Annotated in this window: 19 protein-coding genes; 8 read left to right on the top strand and 11 right to left on the bottom strand. The window is 65.9% G+C overall.

Features of this window, described 5'->3' with window-relative positions; translation table 11 throughout:
- Positions 1-106: 106 nt before the first annotated feature.
- The 4 genes from ACP7BL_RS06465 to ACP7BL_RS06450 all read left to right on the top strand — a co-directional run bounded on the left by ACP7BL_RS06465 (position 107) and on the right by ACP7BL_RS06450 (position 4,213).
- Positions 107-1,888, top strand: coding sequence for a methyl-accepting chemotaxis protein (locus ACP7BL_RS06465; protein ID WP_426257893.1), 1,782 nt, complete (start codon positions 107-109; stop codon positions 1,886-1,888).
- A gap of 70 nt (positions 1,889-1,958) precedes the next feature.
- Positions 1,959-2,636: a dienelactone hydrolase family protein gene (locus ACP7BL_RS06460; protein ID WP_033966356.1), complete on the top strand. Its 678-nt coding sequence runs from the start codon at positions 1,959-1,961 to the stop codon at positions 2,634-2,636.
- Positions 2,637-2,699: 63 nt separating this feature from the next.
- On the top strand, positions 2,700-3,737 hold the full coding sequence (gene ada, locus ACP7BL_RS06455) for a bifunctional DNA-binding transcriptional regulator/O6-methylguanine-DNA methyltransferase Ada (protein ID WP_426257892.1): 1,038 nt from the start codon (positions 2,700-2,702) through the stop codon (positions 3,735-3,737).
- Positions 3,734-4,213 carry a DUF1203 domain-containing protein gene (locus ACP7BL_RS06450; RefSeq protein WP_033966357.1) on the top strand — a complete coding sequence of 160 codons (480 nt, stop codon included), beginning with the start codon at positions 3,734-3,736 and terminating at the stop codon, positions 4,211-4,213. Before ada ends, ACP7BL_RS06450 begins: the two co-directional genes overlap by 4 nt.
- On the opposite strand, the gene ACP7BL_RS06445 is transcribed toward ACP7BL_RS06450, so the two are convergent.
- The 4 genes from ACP7BL_RS06445 to ACP7BL_RS06430 form a co-directional block, all read right to left on the bottom strand.
- Positions 4,202-5,797, bottom strand: coding sequence for a S1C family serine protease (locus ACP7BL_RS06445; protein WP_426257891.1), 1,596 nt, complete (start codon positions 5,795-5,797; stop codon positions 4,202-4,204). The two genes, ACP7BL_RS06450 and ACP7BL_RS06445, sit on opposite strands and share 12 nt — an antisense overlap.
- Before the next feature lie 141 nt (positions 5,798-5,938).
- Positions 5,939-7,243, bottom strand: a complete 1,305-nt coding sequence (locus tag ACP7BL_RS06440) for an OmpP1/FadL family transporter (protein WP_033966359.1) — start codon at positions 7,241-7,243, stop codon at positions 5,939-5,941.
- A 44-nt stretch (positions 7,244-7,287) separates the two neighbouring features.
- A complete protein-coding gene (locus ACP7BL_RS06435) occupies positions 7,288-7,698 on the bottom strand; it encodes a DUF2147 domain-containing protein (RefSeq protein ID WP_033966360.1) in 411 nt (136 codons plus the stop codon).
- A 252-nt stretch (positions 7,699-7,950) separates the two neighbouring features.
- Positions 7,951-10,119 (bottom strand): primosomal protein N', encoded by a 2,169-nt coding sequence (locus ACP7BL_RS06430; RefSeq protein ID WP_426257890.1) that lies wholly within the window; start codon positions 10,117-10,119, stop codon positions 7,951-7,953.
- A 105-nt stretch (positions 10,120-10,224) separates the two neighbouring features.
- On the opposite strand from ACP7BL_RS06430, the gene ACP7BL_RS06425 reads away from it, so the two are divergent.
- Positions 10,225-11,112, top strand: coding sequence for a tyrosine recombinase XerC (locus ACP7BL_RS06425; RefSeq protein ID WP_426257889.1), 888 nt, complete (start codon positions 10,225-10,227; stop codon positions 11,110-11,112).
- Here ACP7BL_RS06425 and ACP7BL_RS06420 read toward each other — a convergent pair.
- From ACP7BL_RS06420 to rsmI, 4 genes are all read right to left on the bottom strand, one after another.
- A complete protein-coding gene (locus tag ACP7BL_RS06420; protein WP_033966363.1) occupies positions 11,109-11,708 on the bottom strand; it encodes a DedA family protein in 600 nt (199 codons plus the stop codon). The two genes, ACP7BL_RS06425 and ACP7BL_RS06420, sit on opposite strands and share 4 nt — an antisense overlap.
- A 107-nt stretch (positions 11,709-11,815) precedes the next feature.
- Complete coding sequence (gene gshB, locus ACP7BL_RS06415) at positions 11,816-12,766, bottom strand: glutathione synthase (protein WP_126849091.1); 951 nt, start codon at positions 12,764-12,766, stop codon at positions 11,816-11,818.
- Positions 12,767-12,844: 78 nt separating this feature from the next.
- A complete protein-coding gene (locus tag ACP7BL_RS06410) occupies positions 12,845-13,195 on the bottom strand; it encodes a YraN family protein (protein ID WP_126849110.1) in 351 nt (116 codons plus the stop codon).
- Between the two features lie 104 nt (positions 13,196-13,299).
- Positions 13,300-14,133, bottom strand: coding sequence for a 16S rRNA (cytidine(1402)-2'-O)-methyltransferase (rsmI, locus tag ACP7BL_RS06405; RefSeq protein WP_426257888.1), 834 nt, complete (start codon positions 14,131-14,133; stop codon positions 13,300-13,302).
- Between the two features lie 11 nt (positions 14,134-14,144).
- Here rsmI and ACP7BL_RS06400 point away from each other — a divergent pair, with 11 nt between their 5' ends.
- Together ACP7BL_RS06400 and ACP7BL_RS06395 are read left to right on the top strand one after the other, a co-directional pair.
- Positions 14,145-15,353 carry a penicillin-binding protein activator gene (locus tag ACP7BL_RS06400; protein ID WP_426257887.1) on the top strand — a complete coding sequence of 403 codons (1,209 nt, stop codon included), beginning with the start codon at positions 14,145-14,147 and terminating at the stop codon, positions 15,351-15,353.
- A 77-nt stretch (positions 15,354-15,430) separates the two neighbouring features.
- The gene (locus ACP7BL_RS06395; protein ID WP_426257886.1) at positions 15,431-17,365 is read left to right on the top strand and encodes an AsmA family protein; all 1,935 of its coding nucleotides are present in this window, start codon (positions 15,431-15,433) and stop codon (positions 17,363-17,365) included.
- A gap of 63 nt (positions 17,366-17,428) precedes the next feature.
- Here ACP7BL_RS06395 and ACP7BL_RS06390 read toward each other — a convergent pair whose 3' ends face one another.
- The 3 genes from ACP7BL_RS06390 to rplK form a co-directional block, all read right to left on the bottom strand.
- Positions 17,429-17,635 carry a cold-shock protein gene (locus ACP7BL_RS06390; protein ID WP_010404074.1) on the bottom strand — a complete coding sequence of 69 codons (207 nt, stop codon included), beginning with the start codon at positions 17,633-17,635 and terminating at the stop codon, positions 17,429-17,431.
- A 337-nt stretch (positions 17,636-17,972) separates the two neighbouring features.
- A complete protein-coding gene (rplA, locus tag ACP7BL_RS06385; RefSeq protein WP_010404067.1) occupies positions 17,973-18,665 on the bottom strand; it encodes a 50S ribosomal protein L1 in 693 nt (230 codons plus the stop codon).
- Between the two features lie 4 nt (positions 18,666-18,669).
- Positions 18,670-19,101: a 50S ribosomal protein L11 gene (gene rplK, locus ACP7BL_RS06380; protein WP_033966441.1), complete on the bottom strand. Its 432-nt coding sequence runs from the start codon at positions 19,099-19,101 to the stop codon at positions 18,670-18,672.
- A 260-nt stretch (positions 19,102-19,361) separates the two neighbouring features.
- Here rplK and ACP7BL_RS06375 point away from each other — a divergent pair, with 260 nt between their 5' ends.
- On the top strand, positions 19,362-21,143 hold the full coding sequence (locus tag ACP7BL_RS06375) for a sensor domain-containing phosphodiesterase (RefSeq protein ID WP_137902804.1): 1,782 nt from the start codon (positions 19,362-19,364) through the stop codon (positions 21,141-21,143).
- Positions 21,144-21,169: the final 26 nt, after the last annotated feature.

The following is a 21,169-nucleotide window of genomic DNA, read 5'->3' as shown; positions in this document are numbered from 1 at the left end:
GCGCACCGCGTCCGCCGACGCATTGGCCAGCGTTTTGTTCGTATTTCACACAAGTGTAACATTGGCTTAACCATCTGTTCGCGCCTTGGCGGCCATAGCGAGATTCATGAACCGTATCGCGCTGCCCCGCTCGCTATCCGTCCTTCCGGCTCGACTGAGCCTGTTGTTTTTGCGTTGGCAAACAGGTCGCGGCAACATCCGCGTACAATTGCGGCGGATCGTCTGGGCGTTGCTGGCCATGCAGACGATGCTCGCACTCGCCTTGATCGGGACGACGCTGGCGACCAGCCACGGGGTCCGCACGCTGGTCATGGACCGGCTCTATCCGATCGGCGAACTGCAACGCGTCAACGCCAATTACGCCACAGCCTTGTTGACCGCGCACAAGGTACGCAGCGGCAATCTGTCGGCTTCGGGCGCAGTGGCGACGATCGAGGCCAATCGGGCAGAAATCGCTTCGAGCTGGGACGCCTTCGTCCATCACAACCTGGACACGCGCCGGGCCGATGAGGTGGCGAAGGTCGATTCGGCGCGGCATGACGCCGACGCGGCGCTCGACAAGCTGCTGGTCCTGCTGCGGGCAGGGCGCACCGATCAGCTCGACTTTTTCGTCAGCGGCGCGTTGTACGCGGCGATCGATCCGCTGACGGGAACAAGCGCGACGCTGATCGCCGATCTCCGTGCGGATGCGCTGCGCGAACGCAGCGCCCTCGAAACCGGGTTTGGCCAAGTCTATATTCTGGTCGCGCTGGTGACGGTGGCGGCGATCCTCGTCGCTTTCTGGGGGATGCGAATGCTCGCCCGCCAGGTCGAGCAGCCGCTCGCCCTGATTGCGGAGGCGACTCGCAGCATCACGCTCGACCGCGCCGACGTGGCTATCCCGGCGCTCGATCGCAGCGATGAGATTGGCGAAATCGCGCGCGCGCTGGCGTTCGCCCGGCAACGCTCAGCCGATGCGCGGCGCCTGAGTGAAGAGGCGCGCCGCACCGCCGACGCCTTGAGCGCGAACGAACGGCGCGAGGATGCCGCCCGCGCCCGCCGCGCGGCGCATCTGGACGCGCTGTTCCGCGTGTTTGAAGGGGAAGCGGGCGCTTCGGTCAGTCAGTTGGTGTCGGCCGGCCCTGCGCTCCGCGAGACGGCAGCGGCGATGGCGGGCGAGGCGGGAGCCACCGAAGAACAAGCGATGGCGACCGCCGCGCTGACCGAACAGAGCGCCACCAACGCCCGCACCATCGCGCATTCGGCGACGGCGTTGGCCGGCGCGATCGACCGCATCAGCCGGGCCGCCAACGAATCGCGCGCAAGCGTGGCAACGGTGCGGGCGCGCACGCTCGAGGGGCGTGACCGCGCCGAATCGCTGGGCGCGTTGGTGGTGGAAATCGCCACCGTGCTCGACATGATCACGGCGGTGGCGGGGCAGACCAATCTGCTTGCGCTCAATGCGACGATCGAGGCGGCGCGGGCGGGCGAGGCGGGGCGGGGCTTTGCCGTGGTGGCCGACGAAGTGAAGGGGCTTGCCCGCCAAACCCAGTCCGCCGCCGGCCGGATCGAGGCACGCCTCGCCGCCGTCCGTACCGCCAGCGACACTGTCCTTGCCACGATCGAATCGGTGGATTCGCTCGTGGCGGATTTGGATCAATCCTCGGCCAATGTTGCGGCGGCGGTCGACCAGCAGCGCGGCATGACGCAGGCGATCGCGCTCGCGATCGCCGAGGTCGAGGATGGCACCGCCGATGCCGCCGCCAACATGCAGACCCTACGCGACCGTGCGCAACGCTCGCGCTACACCGCCGACCATGTCACCCGCACCGCCGAGGATGTGGCGGGCGGCGTCGAACGGCTCCGCACGCAAATCAACCGCTTGATCGCGGATGTGCGCGCGGCCTGACGCGCCGCTTTCGCGCCGGTCGCAATGTTGGTAGCGATTGCGCCGCAGGGGTGTGAGGCGGAGCGATTCTATGACCGGCCAGATGCAAAAGAAGATCATGTCGGACGGTGCCGAGATCGGCGTCTATCACGCCGAGCCGACCGGGCGACGCAAGGGCGGGCTCGTGCTGGTCCAGGAGATCTTCGGCGTCACCGACCATATCCGCGATTTGTGCGAGGAATATGCCGCCGACGGTTATGAAGTGCTGGCCCCCGCGCTGTTCGACCGCGAGCATCCTGGCTTCGAGGCTGACTATACCGGCGAGGGGTTTGCCCGCAGCGTGCAACTCGCGCGTGAGCTGCACCCGTTCGATCTGACGCTTGCCGACGTGCAGACCTGCATCGACGCGCTGGCCGGGCGCGGGCCGGTGTTCGTGGTCGGCTATTGCTATGGTGGATCGGTCGCGTGGTTCGCGGCGACGCGCCTGCATAATGTGGCCGCCGCCTCGGCTTATTATGGCAGCTTGATCCCCGATGCGGCGGATGAGGAACCGAAGGTCCCGGTCATCCTGCATTTCGGCCGCCATGACGACCATATCGCGATGGATGGGGTCGAAAAGGTGATCGCCAAGGCGTGGCCCAAGGCGACGGTCTATGTGTATGAGGCAGGCCACGGCTTCAATTCGGATCGCCGCAAGGATTATCACGAGCCAAGCGCCGATCTGGCCAAGGAACGGACGCTGGAGCTGTTCGAAGCGAATGGCGGTTGAGCGCGCTGCTTTGATCGCAAGCCACGGGATGTGGGCGCATCGGGACCATGCGTATATCGTCGCATGACCGAAACCCTCCCCCTTGATCCCGACGCCGCCTGGAAAGCGTTCGAAGCGCGCGACCGGCATTCCGATGGGCGCTTTGTCGGCGCGGTGAAAACCACCGGCATCTATTGCAAGCCAAGCTGTCCGGCGCGTCACCCGAAGCGCGAGAATATCGTCTTCTACCGCACGCCCGAGGAGGCACGCGCGGCGGGGTTCCGGGCGTGCCTGCGTTGTGTCCCCGACGCGGTCGGGCGCGACCGGATCGCGGTGGCGCGCGCGGTCGCGCTGATCGAGGGGGCCGAGGAAGTGGTGCCGCTTGAGGATCTCGCCGCGCAGGTCGGCTATGCGCCGCATCATTTCCACCGTCTGTTCAAGCGCGCGACCGGGGTGACCCCGGCGGCCTATGCGCGCGGCCTGATGGCGCAGCGCGCGGCGCGCGCGCTGGCGCGTACCGCCAGCGTGACCGAGGCGATTTACGAGGCCGGCTATTCCGCGCCGAGCCGCTTTTACGATGGCGGGGCCAAGCGGCTGGGCATGACACCGAGCGCGTGGAAGTGCGGCGGGGCGGGGGTAACGATCCGCTGGACCGTGGCCGATACCAGTCTCGGCGCAATGCTGGTGGCCGCGACCGACAAGGGGTTGTGCCGCGTCTCGTTTGACGAGGGCGAGGCGGCGCTCCGCGCGCGCTTCCCGCATGCCGAGATCGTGCCGGGTGGTGCCGCGCTGGCCGATCTGGCGGCGCAGGTGGTGGCAAGCGTCGAATCGCCCGATCGCGATCGCGACTTGCCGCTCGACGTGCAGGGCACGGCCTTTCAGGAAGCGATCTGGCAGGCGCTGCGCGCGATCCCGTTGGGCGAGACGCGCAGCTATGCCGAGCTGGCGACGGCGGTTGGCAACCCGAAAGCGGTGCGCGCGGCGGGAACGGCGTGCGGTGCCAATCCGGTGTCGATCATCGTGCCGTGCCACCGCGCGCAGCGCACCGACGGGACGCTGGGCGGCTATGCTTATGGGATTGACCGCAAGGTCGCGCTGCGGACGCGGGAGCGGGTGAAATGAGCGGCTTCGTGATTGCGGGAATCGACCCCGCGCCCTTTCGGCACCTTTACGGACAGAGCGATGCGGCTCTGGCAGCGCAGGGAGCGATCCGGATGGTGGTGGAGGCTGCGCCCGGTTCGCCGTGCCGCGTGACGCTGGAGGATGCGGCGGTCGGGGAGACGGTGCTGTTGCTCAATTACGAGCATCTGCCGGTCGCCACGCCCTATCGCTCGTGCCACGCGATTTTCGTTCGCGAAGGGGCCGAGACTGCGGCGGTGTTCGTCAACAGCATTCCCGAGCAACTGGCGATTCGCCTGTTGTCGGTGCGCGCGTTCGATGCGGCCGGGATGATGCTGGACGCGGATGTGATCGACGGCAGCGGGCTCGCCACCGCGATCGATGGGTTCTTCTCGGATCCGCGCGTCGCGTATCTCCACGTCCACAATGCCAAACCCGGCTGCTTTGCCGCCCGGGTGGATCGCGTGTCAGCCGCCTGAGGTCGCCGCACCCGATGCTGGGGTGCAGCGGTAGACGATCTTCTCATTGGGCTGGGCGGGCAGGGCGGTGCGAATAGCGGATTGTTGGGTCGCGAGATTGGCGCGGCTTGCTTCGTCGGCGGAACAGGCCTTCACCGTCACCTGGCTGCGGATCTTGCGCACGCTGTCCATCTCGGCCGCACCCAGAAAATAGCGGGTGGTGACATAGCTGAGCGTCGCCGGGTCGAACTGCAAGATCGATACGGTCTGTTCCTCGGCGGGAACGAGGATGCGGTCCCACTTGCTGCCGTTTTCGGCATATTGGACGCGCCCGTTCATGCAGCCGGCCTTGCCCCAGTCGAGCGTTAGATCGGTGGTGGACGAGGAAATGACGCGGCTCCGCTCGGGTACGAAACGGCACTGCAATTTGCCGAGCGGCGTGGTGGAGGACACGGTCGGGGCGAGCGGCACGACCGCCGCCGGTGTCGCGGCGGGAAGCGAGACGGTGCCGGTTGGGCGCAGCACGAACACGACCACTGCGCCAACCATCACCAGACCACCGATTGCCCAGGCCCAGATCGCCTTGCGCCGCATCGCTTGCGCGTCGAGCAGGCCCCCTGCGCCAATGGCCATCGCGCCCAGTACCAGCATCAAGGTTGCGATCGCCATGACGTTCTCGCGGTGGCGGTCAGCGGCGTCGCGGGCGGCGGTCAGCGCGGCCTCGCGCGCCAGCACGGCTTTGCCCGCCGCGTCGCGCTTGGCCGTGTCGGCCTCGGCGGAGGCTTGTGCGTCGGCTTCGCGCTCGGCCTTGTCGATCTCGGCGATGCTGGTGCAGGGCATGCCAACCGCCTGGAAGGGTTGCTTGGCCTTGGTGAGGAAGGCGGCAAGTTCGCTGTCGGCGATGGCGAAGCCAAAGCTCGAATCGCCCTCTTCACCCCGCGTGATCGCCGAGTTGACGCCGATCACGCGCCCGCACGGATCCAGCAACGGCCCGCCCGAATTGCCGCGTGCGATGCCCGCTGTGTGCAGCAGCACGTCGGTCCCCGACATCTGACGGCGTCCGGAAAACACCCCTTCGGTGCGGATCGGCGAGAGAGGATGGATGTAATCGACCGCCGAGCGCGCGGTCGCGAGATCGACATTGCCGGGATAGCCGAGCGCGGTGACCATCCCGCCTTCGGACACCGGCCCGGTATACAGCGCCACGGGCGGAAGCGGCGTTCCGGAAAATTCGATCAGCGCGAGATCATGGACCGTGTCGATCGCGATCACTTTGCCCTGATAGCTCTTGCTGCCTTCCGACGGCACGATGCCGATTACGACATTGCCGGGATAGCGCGTCAGCAGCTCAACGACATGGGCGTTGGTGACGATGCGGTTGGGCGCGACCGCGAAGCCGCTGCCATGGCCGAAGCCGACCACTTCGTCATCGACGATCGCGATGGTGACGACGCGCACGACCCCGCGGGCGGTGGCGGAGATATCGTCCGCACGGGCTGGTCCCGCGAGCGAGCACAGCAGCAGCGCCGTGGGGAGGGCGGCCCAAAGGGGCCATGCCCTTTGCCAAAGCGACCGGGAAAGGTGGAACAGGATTGCGGCGACCATGTCCGCGCTCTGTGCCAGCCGAGGCCGCGATAAGACAGAGGAAAGTGACCGGATGACCGCAATCCGCGTCGTCCTTTCGGGCGAAGGCGGTCCTCCGATCCCCCCTCCGCCAGGCAATGCTGGCGGAGGGGGAGGGGTGCGTCAGAAGGTTACGCGGCCACCAAGCGACAGGACGATCGCATGGGCATTGCGCAGCAGGCCGTTGGTAAGGATCGGCGTCTGCGCGGCGGTGCCGGCATAGGCTGCGGTCACGCGGTCGATCGTGGCGTCGTCGAACTTCACGTAATTCGCACCGGCATCGATCGTCATGTGCCGGTTCAACTGATAGCTGCCGCCCGCCGCATAGGTCCAACGGTCCGAATCGGGCACGCGGGCATCGCGCAGGCCGTCCTGCGTCGGCGTGATCGTGCGCTGAAGCCCGGCGCGCAGCGTCGCTTTGGGGCTGACGGCATAATCAAAGCCGCCCGCCACGCTGAAGCTGTCGCGATAGTTCTCGGGCAGCGCGACATTGAGCGGTGCACCGAGCCGGATCGCGTCGAACTTGCTCCAGTTATAGGCGACTGTCTGAGCATTGAGCGTCAGTGCGTTGGTGGCGCGGAAGCGGCCGGCGACGATCACCTGCCCCGGCGTGTTGAACTGCGCCTGCACGCCCGACAGCGACGTGTTGGACCCGGCGAGCGGACCGACCAACCCCGACACGTTGAGATTTCCCGTCAACGTATGCTTGATGCTCGATTTGTAGCTGATGCCGACGGTGACGACGTCGTTGTGCAACTGCACGCCTGCGGTCCAGCCGAAATCCCAGCCATGACCCTTCAGCGTCTGGCTGCCATCGGGCAGCGACGCGAGCACGTTGGGCAACGCGTTGCTGAGATAAGCATCGGTATATTCAACGTTGAGCGCGCCGCCCACGTTTAGCCAATCGGTCACCTTCACGCCGATCGAAGGCTGGATGTCGATCGTGCGCAGGCGGGTCTTGTCGGCGCTATAGCGTGCCCAGCTGTTCGCATCGTAATCGGTGGTGAAGCTGAACGGCGAGGTTACCGCGACGCCGACCGCGATGCGATCGGTGATCGGATAGGCGAACGCGCCGCTCGGCAGCACGCCGTTGCTGATCGGATCACGCGACACCCCGTTGCCGCCGACCGGCACGAACGACTGGCCCGGACGGCGGATGAGCGTGCCATTGTCGATCACGTCGCCCTTGGGCAGGATCGCGGTGGCGCTGATTGCCGCGCTGGGATCGGTGATGCCGGCGATCGCCGCCGGGTTCCACCACAAGGAGGCCGGGCCACGATCGGCCGCTTCACCCGAAAAGGCGCGACCCGCGCCAATGGCGGACTGCGCCTCCAGGTAAAAGGCATCGGCATGGGCGATGCCCTGGAAGCCGAAAGCGGAGACGAGCGCGGTCGCGCCCAGCAGCGGAGCTTTGATACGAAACGACATTGAAAATTCCTGAGTATCGTTGGGGGTAGAGAACGGGCGTGGCGTTAGCGCACGCGGGTCCAGGTTTGGGTTTTGCACAGCGGGAAGAAGACGCAGCCCCGCAGCTTCAACTGGTCCGTGCCGACAGGGGTGATCTTGCCGCTATAGGTCTTGCCGTCTTCGGCATTATAGACTTGGCCATCGCTCCACACGCCGCCTGCTTCGGACTTGAAGCCGCTCAACATCAACAGGCCCTGGAGCGGGCGGGAACGCAGCTTTTCGTTGGCGTTCTTCGCGTCTTTCAAGGCGGGATTGCTGCGGATCATATCCGAGGTGAGGATCTTGCCGCAGATCGATTCGCCGCAGCGTGTGATCTCGACGATGGCGTTGTGGGTTTCGGTCTTCCACCGTCCAAGGGCGGTATCGGCGGCGACGGGGGCACCAGCTAACAGCGCACCAAGAATCAATAGCGACATATTTCACTCTCCAACACCCGCGACCAGGCGGAAATTATTATCCAGCGCCGTATTCTTACGGTCGTGAACTGCGTGCCCAGGGTGGCCTGGGTGTCATTCCGCCTCGGTAACATTTACGTAAACGGAAAGCTGGCAGTGCGTCGTGGCATAGATGCGCGGCGTGGCAAGTCAAGCCACGTTGCAGTCCATTGGGTTAAAATCCGTCGAATCGAGGACGATAGCGACGTTACGGGTCAGAAGGGACGGGGGGCCTCATACAAAGCTGTACGGGTCAACATCGACGACGACGCGCACCTTGCTCGGCCAGTCGAGTCCGCCGAGCCAGTCGCGGATGATGTCCTGCACGTCGAGCGCGCGCTTGGCATGGACGAGCAAGCGGAAGCGGTGTCGCCCGCGCAGCATCGCCAGCGGGGCGGGTGCGGGGCCGTAGACTTCCATCGCCTCATGATGCGGCGCGCTGCGGCCAATCAGCCGCGCGGTTTCGAGCGCGGCCTTCTGGTCTTCGCTCGACACGATGATCCCGGCGAAGCGGCCGAAGGGGGGCGCGCCTGCCTCGCGGCGATGCTCGGTCTCGGCGGCGTAAAAGGCCTCGGCATCGCCCGAGACGAGCGCCTGCATCACGCTCGCTTTGGGGCTGTGCGTCTGGATATAGACATGGCCGGGCTTGGCACCGCGCCCGGCGCGCCCGGCGACCTGGCAGATTTGCTGGAAGGTGCGTTCGCTCGCGCGCAGATCGCCTCCGTCGAGGCCGAGATCGGCGTCGATCACGCCGACCAGCGTCAGATTGGGGAAGTGATAACCCTTGGTAACCAATTGTGTACCAACGATAATGTCGATGTCATGCGCCTCCATCCGCGCGACGAATTCGGCGGCCTTGGCGGGCGACCAGATCGTGTCGGAGGTGATGACGGCGGTACGCGCGTCGGGGAAGAGCGCCTTTACTTCATCGGCGATGCGTTCGACGCCGGGGCCGACGGGGACCAGGCTGTCCTCGCTCTGGCACTCTGGGCAGACCTTGGGAACGGGCTCGACATGGCCGCAATGGTGGCAGGCGAGGCGGTGGACCAGACGATGCTCGACCATCCAGGCGGTGCAATTGGGGCATTGGAAGCGGTGACCGCAGGTGCGGCACAAGGTCAGCGGGGCATAGCCGCGCCGGTTGAGGAACAGCAAAGATTGTTCGTGCCGCGCCAACGTTTCACGCATCGCCACCACCAGACGGGGGGCGATCCAGTGGCCGCGTTCCGGCGGCTCGGCGATCAGGTCGATCGCTTCGATCGCAGGCATTTCGGCGGCACCCCAGCGGCCGGGCAATTTCACCTCGGCATAGCGGCCGAGCGCCACTTGCTGGCGGGTTTCGATCGCGGGGGTGGCGGACGCCAGGATTACCGGAATCTGTTCGAACTTGGCGCGCATTACCGCCACGTCGCGGGCGTGATAATGCACGCCCTCTTCCTGCTTGAAGCTCGTCTCATGCGCTTCGTCGATCACGATCAGGCCGAGGTTGGCGTATGGGAGGAACAGCGAGGAGCGCGCGCCGACGGTGACCAGCGCTTGCCCGCTGGAGATGGCGCGCCACGCGCGGCGGCGTTGCGATTTGCGCAATCCTGAGTGCCAAGCGACGGGCTTCACCCCGAAGCGCGCGGCGAAGCGCGTCAGGAAGGGTTCGGTCAGCGCGATTTCGGGGAGCAGCACGAGCGTCTGCCGCCCCTCGCGGATCGCGGCGGCGACCGCCTCGAAATAGACCTCGGTCTTGCCCGAGCCGGTGACGCCATCGAGCAGCGTCGGCGCGAAGGCGCGCGCGGTGACGCCCGCCACCAACGTGGCGGCGGCGGCGCGCTGGTCGGGTGACAAAGCGGGCGCTGCGAAATCGGGATCGGGCAGCGCGAACGGGCTGTCGATATCGACCTCGACCGCTTCCAGCGCGCCGACCTTGGCCAAACCGCGAATGACCGCGTCGGAGACATTGCCGATCGCCGCCAGTTCGCGGATCAGGCCCTGATGGGTGCCGATCTGTTCGAGCGCCTGCTCGCGCTGCGGCGTCACGCGGTCGGGCACCAGCCCGGTCGCGCGATATTCGGTGACGGTCTTCGCCCCCTCCAGCGCCGAACTGGAGGCGAGCGCCATCCGCGCCACGGCGGCGGGGGGCGCGAGATAATAATCGGCGGTCCATTCGATCAGCCTACGCAAAGGCGCGGTTAGCGGCGCGGCGGGGAACACGCCGATGAGGTTGCGCAAGCGATTGTCGCCGACCTCGGCATCGGACGGCATCCGCTCCGGCTCCCACACCACGCCGACCAACTGGCGCGGGCCGAGCGGTGCGATCACGATCGAGCCGGGCTCGACCTGCATTCCGTGCGGCACGCGGTAATCGAGCGGGCCGAGCGCGGAATTCATGACGAGGACGCGGGCGCGGGACATGGGGAGCATATGGCGGGTTGCGGGCGTGCGGCAAAGGGGGGCCATGCGCCGCTTGGCAGAAGGCGAGGGGCTTACCTGCCCCATTCGATGCGCTACACCGCAGCGATGAGCGAACTCCCCGGCCTTTATGCCGCCCATCTCGCGCGCGACCGGCGGCGCTCGGTGCATACCGTGCGCGCGTATGAGGCGACGGCGGTGCGGCTGTGCACGTTTCTGCAGGCGCATTGGGGCGCGGCGGTGGAGCGCGACATGCTGGCCAAGGTGAGCGCGGCCGATCTGCGCGCCTTTCTTGCCGCGCGCCGGGGCGAAGGCGGCATCGGCAATGCCTCGGCGGCGCGCGAATTGTCGGCGGTGCGCGGGTTCCTGGCGTTTGCGGTGGGCGAGGGGACGACGCCGCGCCTGAAGGGGCCGCGCGTGAAAAAGGGGGTGCCGCGCCCGGTTTCGCCCGACGAGGCGGTCGCTTTGGCCGAGGATGTCGCGGAGGACGCCGCCGAACCGTGGATCGGTGCGCGCGATCTGGCAGTGCTGTTGCTGCTGTATGGCGCGGGGCTGCGCGTGGCCGAGGCGCTGGGGCTGACGGGGGCAATTCTGCCGCTGGGCGCGACGCTGAGCGTGACGGGCAAGCGCGACAAGACGCGGATCGTGCCGCTGCTGCCGCAAGTGCGCGCCGCGATCGAATCCTATGTCGCGCTCAGCCCCTATGGCACCGCGCGCGATGCGCCGCTGTTTCGGGGCGCAAAGGGCGGGCCGTTATCGCCGCGTCTGGTGCGCCGCGCGGTTCAGCGCGCGCGGGTGCGGTTGGGATTGCCCGACCGCACCACGCCGCACGCGCTGCGCCACAGCTTCGCCACGCATTTGCTGGGGCGCGGCGCGGATTTGCGGGCACTTCAGGAATTGCTCGGCCATGCCAGCCTCAGTTCCACGCAAATCTATACCCAGGTCGACGCGGCGCATTTGCTCGATGTGTACCGCAACGCGCATCCGCGTGCCTAGCAGCGCGGCTGCCAGCGCAGCAGACGCCAGACGTAAAACACGCCGACCGCCCCGATCGTCGCCATCGTCGCGGGGCCGATGAACGCATCCAGCTCGCGGAAGTTGGTGCCGAGATAATAGCCTGCACTCGCCAGAAAGGTGTCCCAGATCGCCGCGCCGCCCGCCGTCCAGGCCAGGAAGCGTGCGCGCGGCATCCGCGTCATGCCCGCGGGCAGCGACACCATTGTGCGAAAGGCGGGCATGAAGCGGAACACGAACACCACCCATTGTCCGTGACGCTGAAAAAAGCGTTCGAGCTGCAGGACGTGCTCCCAATCGAGCGTGAGCCAGCGGCCATAGCGATCGACGAACGGGCGCAGCCGCTGATAGCCGAGGTGCCAGCCGATCCAGTACCAGAAATAATTGCCGACCACCGTCCCCGCCGTGCCCGCGACGATCAGCGGAACCATCTCCATTTGCCCGCGTGCGACCGCGATACCGCCCAGCCCCATGATCACTTCGGACGGGATGGGCGGGAACACGTTCTCCAGCACCATCAGCAGGAAAATGCCGAAATAGCCGCCCCACGCCGTGAGGTTGATGATGAATTCGGTCACGCATCACTCCGTCATGCCGGGCTCGTCCCGGCATCCACCGTGCCGCGCGCTTCCGGCCGATGGCAGATACCATAGTGGACCCCGGGACAAGCCCGGGGTGACGATGGCTATGCCGCAACTTTCCGCTCGATCGCATCCCAGATCAGGGCGGCGACATCGGTGCCGTCGAAGCGTTCGATCGCGACGATGCCGGTGGGGGAGGTGACGTTGATCTCGGTCAGCCATTCGCCGCCGATCACATCGATGCCGACGAACAGCAGCCCGCGCCGCTTGAGTTCCGGCCCGAGTACCGCGCAGATTTCGCGCTCTTTCTCGGTCAGTTCGGTCTTCACCGCCGATCCGCCGACCGCGAGGTTGGAGCGGATTTCGCCTTCGCCGGGCAGGCGGTTGATTGCGCCCGCGACCTCGCCATCGACCAGCACGATGCGCTTGTCGCCCTTGGCAACGGCGGGGAGGAACGCCTGGATCATGTGCGGTTCCCGCCACATGGTGTTGAACACCTCGATCAGCGCCGACAGGTTCGCGCCATCCTGCCCGACCTTGAAGATCGCCTTGCCGCCATTGCCATGCAGCGGCTTGATGACGATTTCGCCGTGCTGCGCGAGAAAGGCGCGGGCTTCGTCGAGGCTGCGCGTGACCAGCGTCGGCGGCATGAATTGGGGGAAATCGAGCACGAACACCTTTTCGGGTGCGTTGCGCACGCTTGCCGGGTCATTCACCACCAGCGTTTTGTGCGCGATGCGCTCCAGCAGATGCGTCGCGGTGATATAGCCGAGGTCGAAGGGCGGGTCCTGCCGCATCAGCACGACATCGGCTTCCTCGCCCAGATCGAGGTTGATGGGATCGCCGAAGCTGTAATGATTGCCGACGACGCGCTGCACGGTGACCGGATCGGCCTTGGTCCACACCCGGCCATCGGCATAATTCAGGTCTTCGGCATTGTAATGGAACAGCTTGTGCCCGCGCTGCTGGGCTGCGAGCATCAACGCGAAGGTCGAATCCCCGGCAATGTTGATCGCGGCGATCGGGTCCATCTGGACGGCAACGGTGAGCGACATGAGATTCTCCGTCTCGATACCCGATCGCTGGCGACGGGTTTGGATGCGAGCGACCTCTAGGGGCGTCCGCCGCCAAAGTCACCCGATCCAGGCATTCTCGATATGGCGGGGCCGCGTGCCCGGCGCGAGCAGGATGACATCGACGCGAATGTCGTCGCCCGGATCGGCATAGCTTGGCATCAGATATTCGGCCGCCGCCGCGACGCGGGCGAGGCGGCGCTCGTCGATCGCGAAATCGAGCTCGGCGGCGGTGGCGCGCAGCTTGACCTCGACAAAGGCGACGAGGGTACCTTTCTTGGCGATCAGATCGACTTCGCCTGCGGGGGTACGGACGCGGCGGGCGAGGATGCGCCAGCCTTTGAGGCGGAGCCACCAGCCGGCGAGGCGCTCGCCGCGGCGGCCGGAGGCTTCGGCGAGGCGGCGCTTTATATTCCCCTCCCGTTTACGGGAGGGGTTAGGGGAGGGGCTTTCGAAGCGCGGCACGTCACCAAACATGCCCTCCCCCAGCCCCTCCCGCAAGCGGGAGGGGAGTTTTACGCCTTCAACTCCAGCGCCCTTGCATAGAGCGCCTTGCGGTCGAGCCCGAGTTTCTTGGCGACTTCGCTCGCCGCCTGGCCGGTCGACAGCCGCGTCAGTGCTTCGGTGAGCGCTGCATCGGCATCGTCGGCGCTGGCGGCTTCGGGGGCGCCGGGCGGGGCGACGACCACGACGATCTCGCCTTTGGGCGGTGCGTCGGCATAGCGCGCGGCGAGCTGCGACAGCGTGCCGGTTACCGCTTCCTCGAAATGCTTGGTGATTTCGCGGGTTACCGCTGCCTCGCGGTCGCCGAGACCTTCGGCCAGTGCGGCGAGCAGCGCGGCGAGGCGCGGGCCGGATTCGTAGAGCACCAGGGTCGCGCGGATCGCGGCCACTTCGGCGATGGCGGCGGCGCGCGCTTGCGCCTTGGAAGGCAGGAAGCCGAGGAACAGGAAACGGTCGGTCGGCAGCCCGGCGAGCGTCAGCGCCGCCACAGCCGCACAGGGGCCGGGAATGGTCCACACGGCATGCCCAGCCGCGCGCGCATCGCGCACAAGCTTGTAGCCGGGGTCGGAGATGAGCGGCGTGCCCGCGTCGGACACCAAGGCGACCGCTTCCACCCCCATGCGGGCGATCAGGCCGGGGCGGACTTCTTCGGCATTATGGTCGTGATAGGGAACCATTTGCCGCTTCACGCCGATATGATGCAGAAGTTTGGCCGTCACGCGGCTGTCTTCGACGGCAATTACGGCGGCATGCGTCAGGATGTGCGCGGCCCGCGGCGAAAGATCGCCGAGATTGCCGATGGGGGTGGCAACGATGTAGAGGCCGGGCGAAAGATCAGGGGTCATCAGGAGCGGTCATGGCAGAGCGGGATACGACAGGGCAACGGCCCATCGGCTTTAAACGACTTTTGCGGTTGGCGGCGATTGCGGGGGCGGTGGCGCTGGCCGGGTGCCAGACGGTCGTCCCGCGTGGCCCCGCGCAGGTAAAACGCCCCCCGGTCACCCGCCCGGTGCAGCCGCAGCAGCCCGTCGTCGAACAGGGCATCCCGACCGATACCCAACGCCACCGCGTCGCGCTGCTGGTGCCGCTCAGCGGCCCCAATGCCGGGGTCGGCCAGAGTCTCGCTAACGCCACGCAGATGGCGCTGCTCGATTCGAAGAATGAGCGCATCCGCATCACCAGCTACGACACCGCCACCGGTGCCGCGCTGGCCGCGCAAAAGGCGCTGGCGGATGGCAATCAGTTGATCCTCGGGCCGTTGCTGGCGGACGACGTGCGCGCAGTGGCACCGATTGCGCATCGCGCGGGCGTGCCGGTGGTCAGCTTTTCCAACGATGCGACCGCCGCTGGAAACGGTGCCTATCTGATGGGCTATGTGCCCGCCCAGTCGATTGGCCGGGTGGTCGATTATGCGCGCGAACAGGGCGTCACCACCTTTGGCGGATTGGTGCCCAACGGCACCTATGGGCAGCGGGCATCGACCGCCTTCCTGCGAGCGGTCGAATCCGCCGGGGGGCAAGTTGCGTCCTTGCAGACCTATGATCGTGTCCCCGGATCGATCACCAGCGCGATCGTCCGCATGAGCAAGAGCGCACCCTATCAGGCGATCCTCATCGCCGATGGCGGCAATGCGGCCTCGGCGGCGGTGCCGGTGCTGCGCAAGAACGGCATGGGCGGCGCGCGCGTGCTCGGCACCGAATTGTGGAATTCGGAAAGTGCGATTGCGAGCAAGGCCGCGCTGGAAGGCGCGTGGTTCGCCAGCGTATCGGACGGTCTCTATCGCCAATATGCCGCGCGCTACCGCGCACGCTTCGGCGCGGCACCGTTCCGCTTGTCGAGCCTTGGCTATGATTCAGTGTTGCTGACGATCCGCATCATGCGCGACTGGCCGATGGGCGCGGCCTTCCCGGAAGATCGCTTGAAGGATCGCGGCGGCTTTGCCGGGATCGATGGCGCGTTCCGGTTCGGTCGCGACAATGTCGCTGAACGCGCATTGGAAGTGCAGGAAATTCGCGGCGGCACCACGGTGACGATCTCGCCCGCACCCAGCGGTTTCGAGCGGTGACGATCCCGAGGGCGCAGTAACGCGCGGGATTTCGCTGCGGGGGTGAAACAATCGGGGACGCGTCGGGTTGTAGTGGGGTGATTGCTTCCGAAACCGCCGCTCCCGCCCCTCGCGCACCGCGCTGGCGCAAAATCCTGCTGGGAACGGTGCTCGCCATCTTTGGCGTGGTGACCCTGCTGGTGTTGGCGCTCGGTGCCTTTCCGGTGGGAATGATGCGGGGCCTGGTCGAAAGCCGTATCTCATCGGCCTGGGGCAGCCCCGTGCGGGTGGGCGCGGTGACGCGTGACAGCATTTTTTCTTATACGCCGGTCATCTCGGTGCGCGACGTCCATATCGCCCAGCCCGATTGGGTGGGACCGGGCGATTTCGTTCGCTTGTCGTCGGCCAGCGTGCGTGTGCCGGTGTTCGCGTTGCTGTTCGGCCATTTCCAGCCCGACCGCGTGACCATCGACGGCGGGCGCATCGCGCTGGTGCGCGACGCCACCGGACGCGCCAACTGGAAGCGCGAAGGCAAGCAAGGCGATGGACAGGGCGGTCGCCCGACTCTGTCGGACCTGACGGTCACCAACACGCAACTCGTGTTGCGCGATGCCAAGCGGCAATTGGTGGTCGCCGGACCGCTTTCGGTCGATGCGAGGAACGGGTTGCGCCTCTCCGCGACGGGCACGTTCCTCGATACGCCAGTGCGGCTCGATGCGACCGGCGGACGTATCACCGGGATCGACCCTGCTGCGCCCTATCCGTTCAGCGCCACGCTCGTCTCGCCCGCGTTGCACATGAGTGCCAAGGGCCAGATGGCGGGCGTGCTCGATACTCGCCACTTTACGGCGGCCATCACCGCTCAGGCACCCACGCTCAAGAATCTCGATCACATCATCGAGGCCGGGCTGTTTGGCACCCAGCCGATCAACCTGACCGGGGCGATCCGCCATGACGGGCATGACTGGTATGTCGACCGGATCGGCGGCAGCGTCGGGCGATCGCGCTTCGCCGGGCTGGCGACGGTCCACAAGATCGATGGCCGCACCAAGATCGATGCCAGGCTGCGTGCGTCGCAGTTCGATTTCGATGATTTGGCGGATGCGCGCGGCCATGCCGACTCGGCGGCGCGGTCGGCAGCAATTGGTCCGCGGGTGATTCCACCGACGCGGATCAACCTCAGCAAGCTCGGCAAGACCGATGGCACGATTGCCTTCCGCGTCGATCGCATCCTGGCCGGCAAGGGCACGGTGTTCCGGACATTGTCGGGCAGACTGACGCTCGATCACCGCGTCCTGACCGTCAGTAACGTGGTGGCGACGCTCGCCACCGGACGCATGGCGGGTACACTGCGGGTGGACCATCGCAGCGGACGGCCCAAGCTCTCGGTCGACCTTCGCCTTGCCGGGCTGACGCTCGATTCATTGATCGGCAAGCCCGACATGGTGTCGGGGCGCGTGCGGGGGCGCATCGTGTTGAGCGGGCAGGGGGATACGGTGCGCGAGGCGCTGTCGCGGGCGAATGGCAAGGCGGCGATGGTTGCGACCCAGGGCGAGGTGCGCCGCATGGTCGCGGATGTGCTCGGCCAGAATTTGAGCGGGGCGGTGGTGCATGCGCTCGGTTCGCCGAGCCGGATGGTGCCGCTGCGCTGCCTCGTCGCGGATTTCCGTGCGACCGATGGCGTGCTCGTGCCGCGTCCGCTGGGCATCGATACCGGTAGTTCGGTGGGGCGAGGGGCGGGCCGGATCGTGATGGATGGCGAACGGATCGCCCTTACGCTGGCTGGGACGAGCAAGAGCCGCGCGCTGTTGAAGATCGCCGATCCGATCCAGATTGGCGGCACGCTGAGCAAGCCGACGGTGACCGTGGCGGGCCTGGGCACCGCCGACAAACCGAGTAACAGCAATTTGCTGAAGGTGTTCGGGCGCTCGCTCGGCCGGGCACTCGGGCTCGAAAAGACGCCACCCGCCGTCGTTATTCCACCGCCCGCCCATTTCGACTGCGAGTCGGCGGTGGCGGCTGCGCTGCGGTGAGCGCATAGAAAAAGGGCCCGGCGATTGCTCGCCGGGCCCTTGGTCGTTCGCTTGCGCGGGCGATTAGGCCTGCTGCAGGTTCACGGCGCTCATCTTGCCGCGCTTGTCCTGCTCCAGCTCGTACTGAACGCGCTGGTCCTTATCGAGCGTGCCCATGCCGGCGCGCTCAACGGCCGTGATGTGCACGAACGCGTCTTCGCCGCCGCCTTCCGGCGCGATGAAGCCATAGCCCTTGTCTGCGTTGAAGAATTTTACGGTGCCGATGGTCATGATGGTCGTCCTTCTTATTGGGTGACGCGAGAGTCGCGCCAACCCGTGCCTAGATCAGCAGTGAAAGAAGGAAGATGGGGCCGCAAAGCACCAGAGACCGTCGATTTGCGACTGTAGCAAGCACCTGCCTAGGCGCATTTGCGGGGAATAGCAAATGGCTGGTGTTTATCGTCACCCCGGGCTCGTCCCGGGGTCTACCGCTCGCCAGATCTATCGTCCGGAATTGTGCGGCACGGTGGACCCCGGGACAGGCCCGGGGTGACGGCGTAGAGGGGTGCGCATGAAAAAAGGGCCGGGGTTTCCCCCGGCCCTTCATTCCGTAGCAAATCGCGGAGGCTTACGCCGCCGAAACCTCGGCCACGTCGACCTTGATGCCGACGCCCATGGTCGAGCTGACCGCGACCTTGCGGACATACTTGCCCTTGGCACCCGACGGCTTGGCCTTGACCACGGCGTCGACCAGCGCGTCGAAGTTGGCGCGCAGGTCTTCCGCCGGGAACGACGCCTTGCCGATGCCCGAGTGGATGATGCCGGCCTTTTCGACGCGATATTCGATCTGGCCGCCCTTGGCTGCCTTGACCGCTTCGGCGACGTTCATGGTGACCGTGCCGAGCTTCGGGTTCGGCATCAGGCCCTTCGGACCCAGCACCTTACCGAGGCGACCGACGATGCCCATCATGTCCGGGGTCGCGATGCAGCGATCGAAATCGATCGTGCCACCCTGGATGATTTCCATCAGGTCTTCCGCACCGACCACGTCCGCACCAGCGGCGCGGGCTTCATCGGCCTTCGCACCCTTGGCGAACACGCCGACGCGCACGGTCTTGCCGGTGCCCTTGGGCAGCGTGACGACGCCGCGGACCATCTGGTCGGCATGGCGCGGATCGACGCCGAGGTTCAGCGCGACTTCGATCGTCTCGTCGAACTTAGAGGTTGCGCCGGCCTTGGCGAGCGCGATGGCTTCGTCCACGCCGTGCAGCTTCTGACGGTCGATGGTGACGGCTTTTTGCTTCTTGCTGACAAATGCCATGATCTTAGCCCTCCACCACTTCGAGGCCCATCGCGCGGGCAGAACCCTCGATGATGCGCGTTGCCGACTCGAGGTCGTTGGCGTTGAGATCCTTCATCTTCGCGGTCGCGATGTCGGCGAGCTGCGAACGCTTGATCTTTCCGGCGGACACCTTGCCCGGCTCCTTCGAGCCCGACTTCAGGTTGGCGGCCTTCTTGATCAGATACGATGCCGGCGGCGTCTTCGTTTCGAACGAGAACGAACGGTCGGCATAGACGGTGATCACGGTGGGGAGCGGCGTGCCGACTTCCTGGTCACCGGTCGAGGCGTTGAACGCCTTGCAGAATTCCATGATGTTGACGCCGCGCTGACCCAGCGCCGGGCCGATCGGGGGCGACGGGTTGGCCTTGCCGGCCGGCACCTGCAGCTTGATATAGCCTGTAATCTTTTTTGCCATGTGTACTCACTCTGTAAGGGGCGGCGAGGGGAACCCACGACGCCCGGTTCAAGTTTAGCGGTTCAAGCGGATGCCATGGCACCCTCCCGCATATTCCGACAGCTATGTGCAGGAAGCTGGCGCGCATAGCGCAAACGGCAATCGGGTGCAATCGCCGTTATATCTTGCGACAATTTCGGCTCGCAAGCCCGATCCACCTGAAAACGAATCCTATATTGTAAGGTGGCGCAGTGCTGCGTCTTACGAAGGAGAGTTCGTCAATGTGTCCCGAGCAAGCCCGCCTCGACGCATTGCGGCAGCTCAATTTGCTCGACACGCCGCCGAGCGACAGCTTCGATCGGATCACGCGGATGGCAGCGATGCTTTTCGGGCTGCCGATCGCCGCAGTGTCGCTGACCGATCGCGACCGGCAATGGTTCAAGTCGCGCGTCGGGGTAGAGCACACTTTCATCCCGCGCGAGCAAGCGCCCTGCGCACAGGTCGCGGAATCCACCGGATTTGTGGTCATCTCGGATCTGCTGTCGGATCCTGCCTATAGCGACTGTCCCCTCGCACGCGACGGCATTCGCTTCTACGCCGGTGCTCCGCTTACGACGAGGAACGGTTTTGGGCTGGGCGCGCTGTGTGTCCTTGGTCACGAGCCGCGCACCGTTTCCGAGGCAGAGATGGCGGCTTTGACCGATCTTGCCGACATGGTGATGTCGCAAATCGAGCTGCAGCACGCGATCGGTCGTGTCGATCCGGTTTCGGGACTGCTCAACCGAAACCAATTGCTGGAAGATCTGGAGGATTTGGGCCGCAATACCCCGGGGGAGCGCCGCCTTCTGGCTTTGGTGGATCTGGCACCCAGCGAACAGCTCAGTCAAGGCATGAGCGTCATGGGCCCGACGTTCATCGACCAGATCGTCCAGGCAGCAGCGGAGGGCTTACGCGCGGGACTCGGTCCAGGCCGCATCGCCTATCATGTCGCAGCGACGCAGTTCGCCTTTCTTGCCTTGCCGGAGATGGAAGACGCGGCGTTTGTGGCGCGCCTGAAAATCGCATTGAACGATGCCCGCAGACGGGGGGCACACGAGCGGTTCGTGTTAACCAATACGATCGGCGTCGCGCCCTTTGTCGCGGGGCAAACTCCGGGCAGCGACGTGCTGCGGATGGCTTATAGCGCGGCGCAGGACGCGCGCCTCGCCGGGGGGCAAATCAGCCTGTACTCATCGACCAGTGACGGGAAACAAGCGCGCCGTTTCAGCCTTTTGAAGGACTTTTGCGACGCCTTCGATCTGCCGGGCGAGTTGCGCCTTGTCTACCAACCGCGAATCGATTTCGCATCGGGCCAATGCTGTGGGGCGGAGGCGCTGCTACGCTGGACGCATCCGAAACTGGGCGACGTCTCGCCGAACGAGTTTATCCCGATCGTCGAGCAGACCGCGCTGATGCGGCCGGTGACCACCTGGGTCTTGGACAAAGCGCTGGAGCAACTCGCCGTGTGGCACGCGAGCGGGATTGACCTGCAATTGTCGATCAATGTGTCAGCGGCAAACCTGGATGAGACGGATTTCGTCGAGCGGGTGCAGTTATACCTGTTGAAGCACCGCGTACGGCCCGAATTTCTGGAGTTGGAAGTTACCGAAAGTGCGATGATGTGCGATCCGGTGGTTGCACTCGCCAGGCTGCGGGCGCTGGCGGACCTCGGTATCCGGATCGCGCTGGATGATTTCGGTACGGGCCATAGCAGCCTGGCCCATTTGCAACGTTTCCCGATCAGCGTCGTGAAGATCGACCGGTCCTTCGTACAATCGCTCGATCGTGAGGTGGACCAGGCCGGCATCCTGGTGCGGACCATGATCCAATTGTCGCATGGCCTTGGCCATCGCGTCGTCGCGGAGGGCGTCGAAACGCCCCGAACCGCGGAAATTCTCGATGCACTGGGATGCGACGAGGCGCAGGGCTATCATTATGCGCGCCCGCTGGAACAACAGGATTTCGAGTGGTGGTTTCGTCAAAGGCAAGGCGCGGCGGGTAACGGATCGGCCTGCGCCGCCTGACGAAGTGCCAGGCGGCGCTACTCGTA

Source organism: Sphingomonas sp. DC1600-2, assembly GCF_049897605.1.
Lineage (GTDB): Bacteria > Pseudomonadota > Alphaproteobacteria > Sphingomonadales > Sphingomonadaceae > Sphingomonas.
Note: the sequence above shows the minus strand (reverse complement) of the source record. Positions and strands in the feature narration are given on the sequence as shown.

Coding starts and splice junctions, on each gene's coding strand:
- rplK (WP_033966441.1), bottom strand. CDS start 19,101: ATGGCAAAAAAGATTACAGGCTATATCAAGCTGCAGGTGCCGGCCGGC.
- ACP7BL_RS06435 (WP_033966360.1), bottom strand. CDS start 7,698: ATGTCGCTATTGATTCTTGGTGCGCTGTTAGCTGGTGCCCCCGTCGCC.
- ACP7BL_RS06460 (WP_033966356.1), top strand. CDS start 1,959: ATGACCGGCCAGATGCAAAAGAAGATCATGTCGGACGGTGCCGAGATC.
- ACP7BL_RS06390 (WP_010404074.1), bottom strand. CDS start 17,635: ATGACCATCGGCACCGTAAAATTCTTCAACGCAGACAAGGGCTATGGC.
- rplA (WP_010404067.1), bottom strand. CDS start 18,665: ATGGCATTTGTCAGCAAGAAGCAAAAAGCCGTCACCATCGACCGTCAG.
- ACP7BL_RS06445 (WP_426257891.1), bottom strand. CDS start 5,797: ATGGTCGCCGCAATCCTGTTCCACCTTTCCCGGTCGCTTTGGCAAAGG.
- ACP7BL_RS06375 (WP_137902804.1), top strand. CDS start 19,362: ATGTGTCCCGAGCAAGCCCGCCTCGACGCATTGCGGCAGCTCAATTTG.
- ACP7BL_RS06440 (WP_033966359.1), bottom strand. CDS start 7,243: ATGTCGTTTCGTATCAAAGCTCCGCTGCTGGGCGCGACCGCGCTCGTC.
- ACP7BL_RS06400 (WP_426257887.1), top strand. CDS start 14,145: ATGGCAGAGCGGGATACGACAGGGCAACGGCCCATCGGCTTTAAACGA.
- ACP7BL_RS06430 (WP_426257890.1), bottom strand. CDS start 10,119: ATGTCCCGCGCCCGCGTCCTCGTCATGAATTCCGCGCTCGGCCCGCTC.
- ada (WP_426257892.1), top strand. CDS start 2,700: ATGACCGAAACCCTCCCCCTTGATCCCGACGCCGCCTGGAAAGCGTTC.
- ACP7BL_RS06450 (WP_033966357.1), top strand. CDS start 3,734: ATGAGCGGCTTCGTGATTGCGGGAATCGACCCCGCGCCCTTTCGGCAC.
- gshB (WP_126849091.1), bottom strand. CDS start 12,766: ATGTCGCTCACCGTTGCCGTCCAGATGGACCCGATCGCCGCGATCAAC.
- ACP7BL_RS06465 (WP_426257893.1), top strand. CDS start 107: ATGAACCGTATCGCGCTGCCCCGCTCGCTATCCGTCCTTCCGGCTCGA.
- rsmI (WP_426257888.1), bottom strand. CDS start 14,133: ATGACCCCTGATCTTTCGCCCGGCCTCTACATCGTTGCCACCCCCATC.
- ACP7BL_RS06425 (WP_426257889.1), top strand. CDS start 10,225: ATGAGCGAACTCCCCGGCCTTTATGCCGCCCATCTCGCGCGCGACCGG.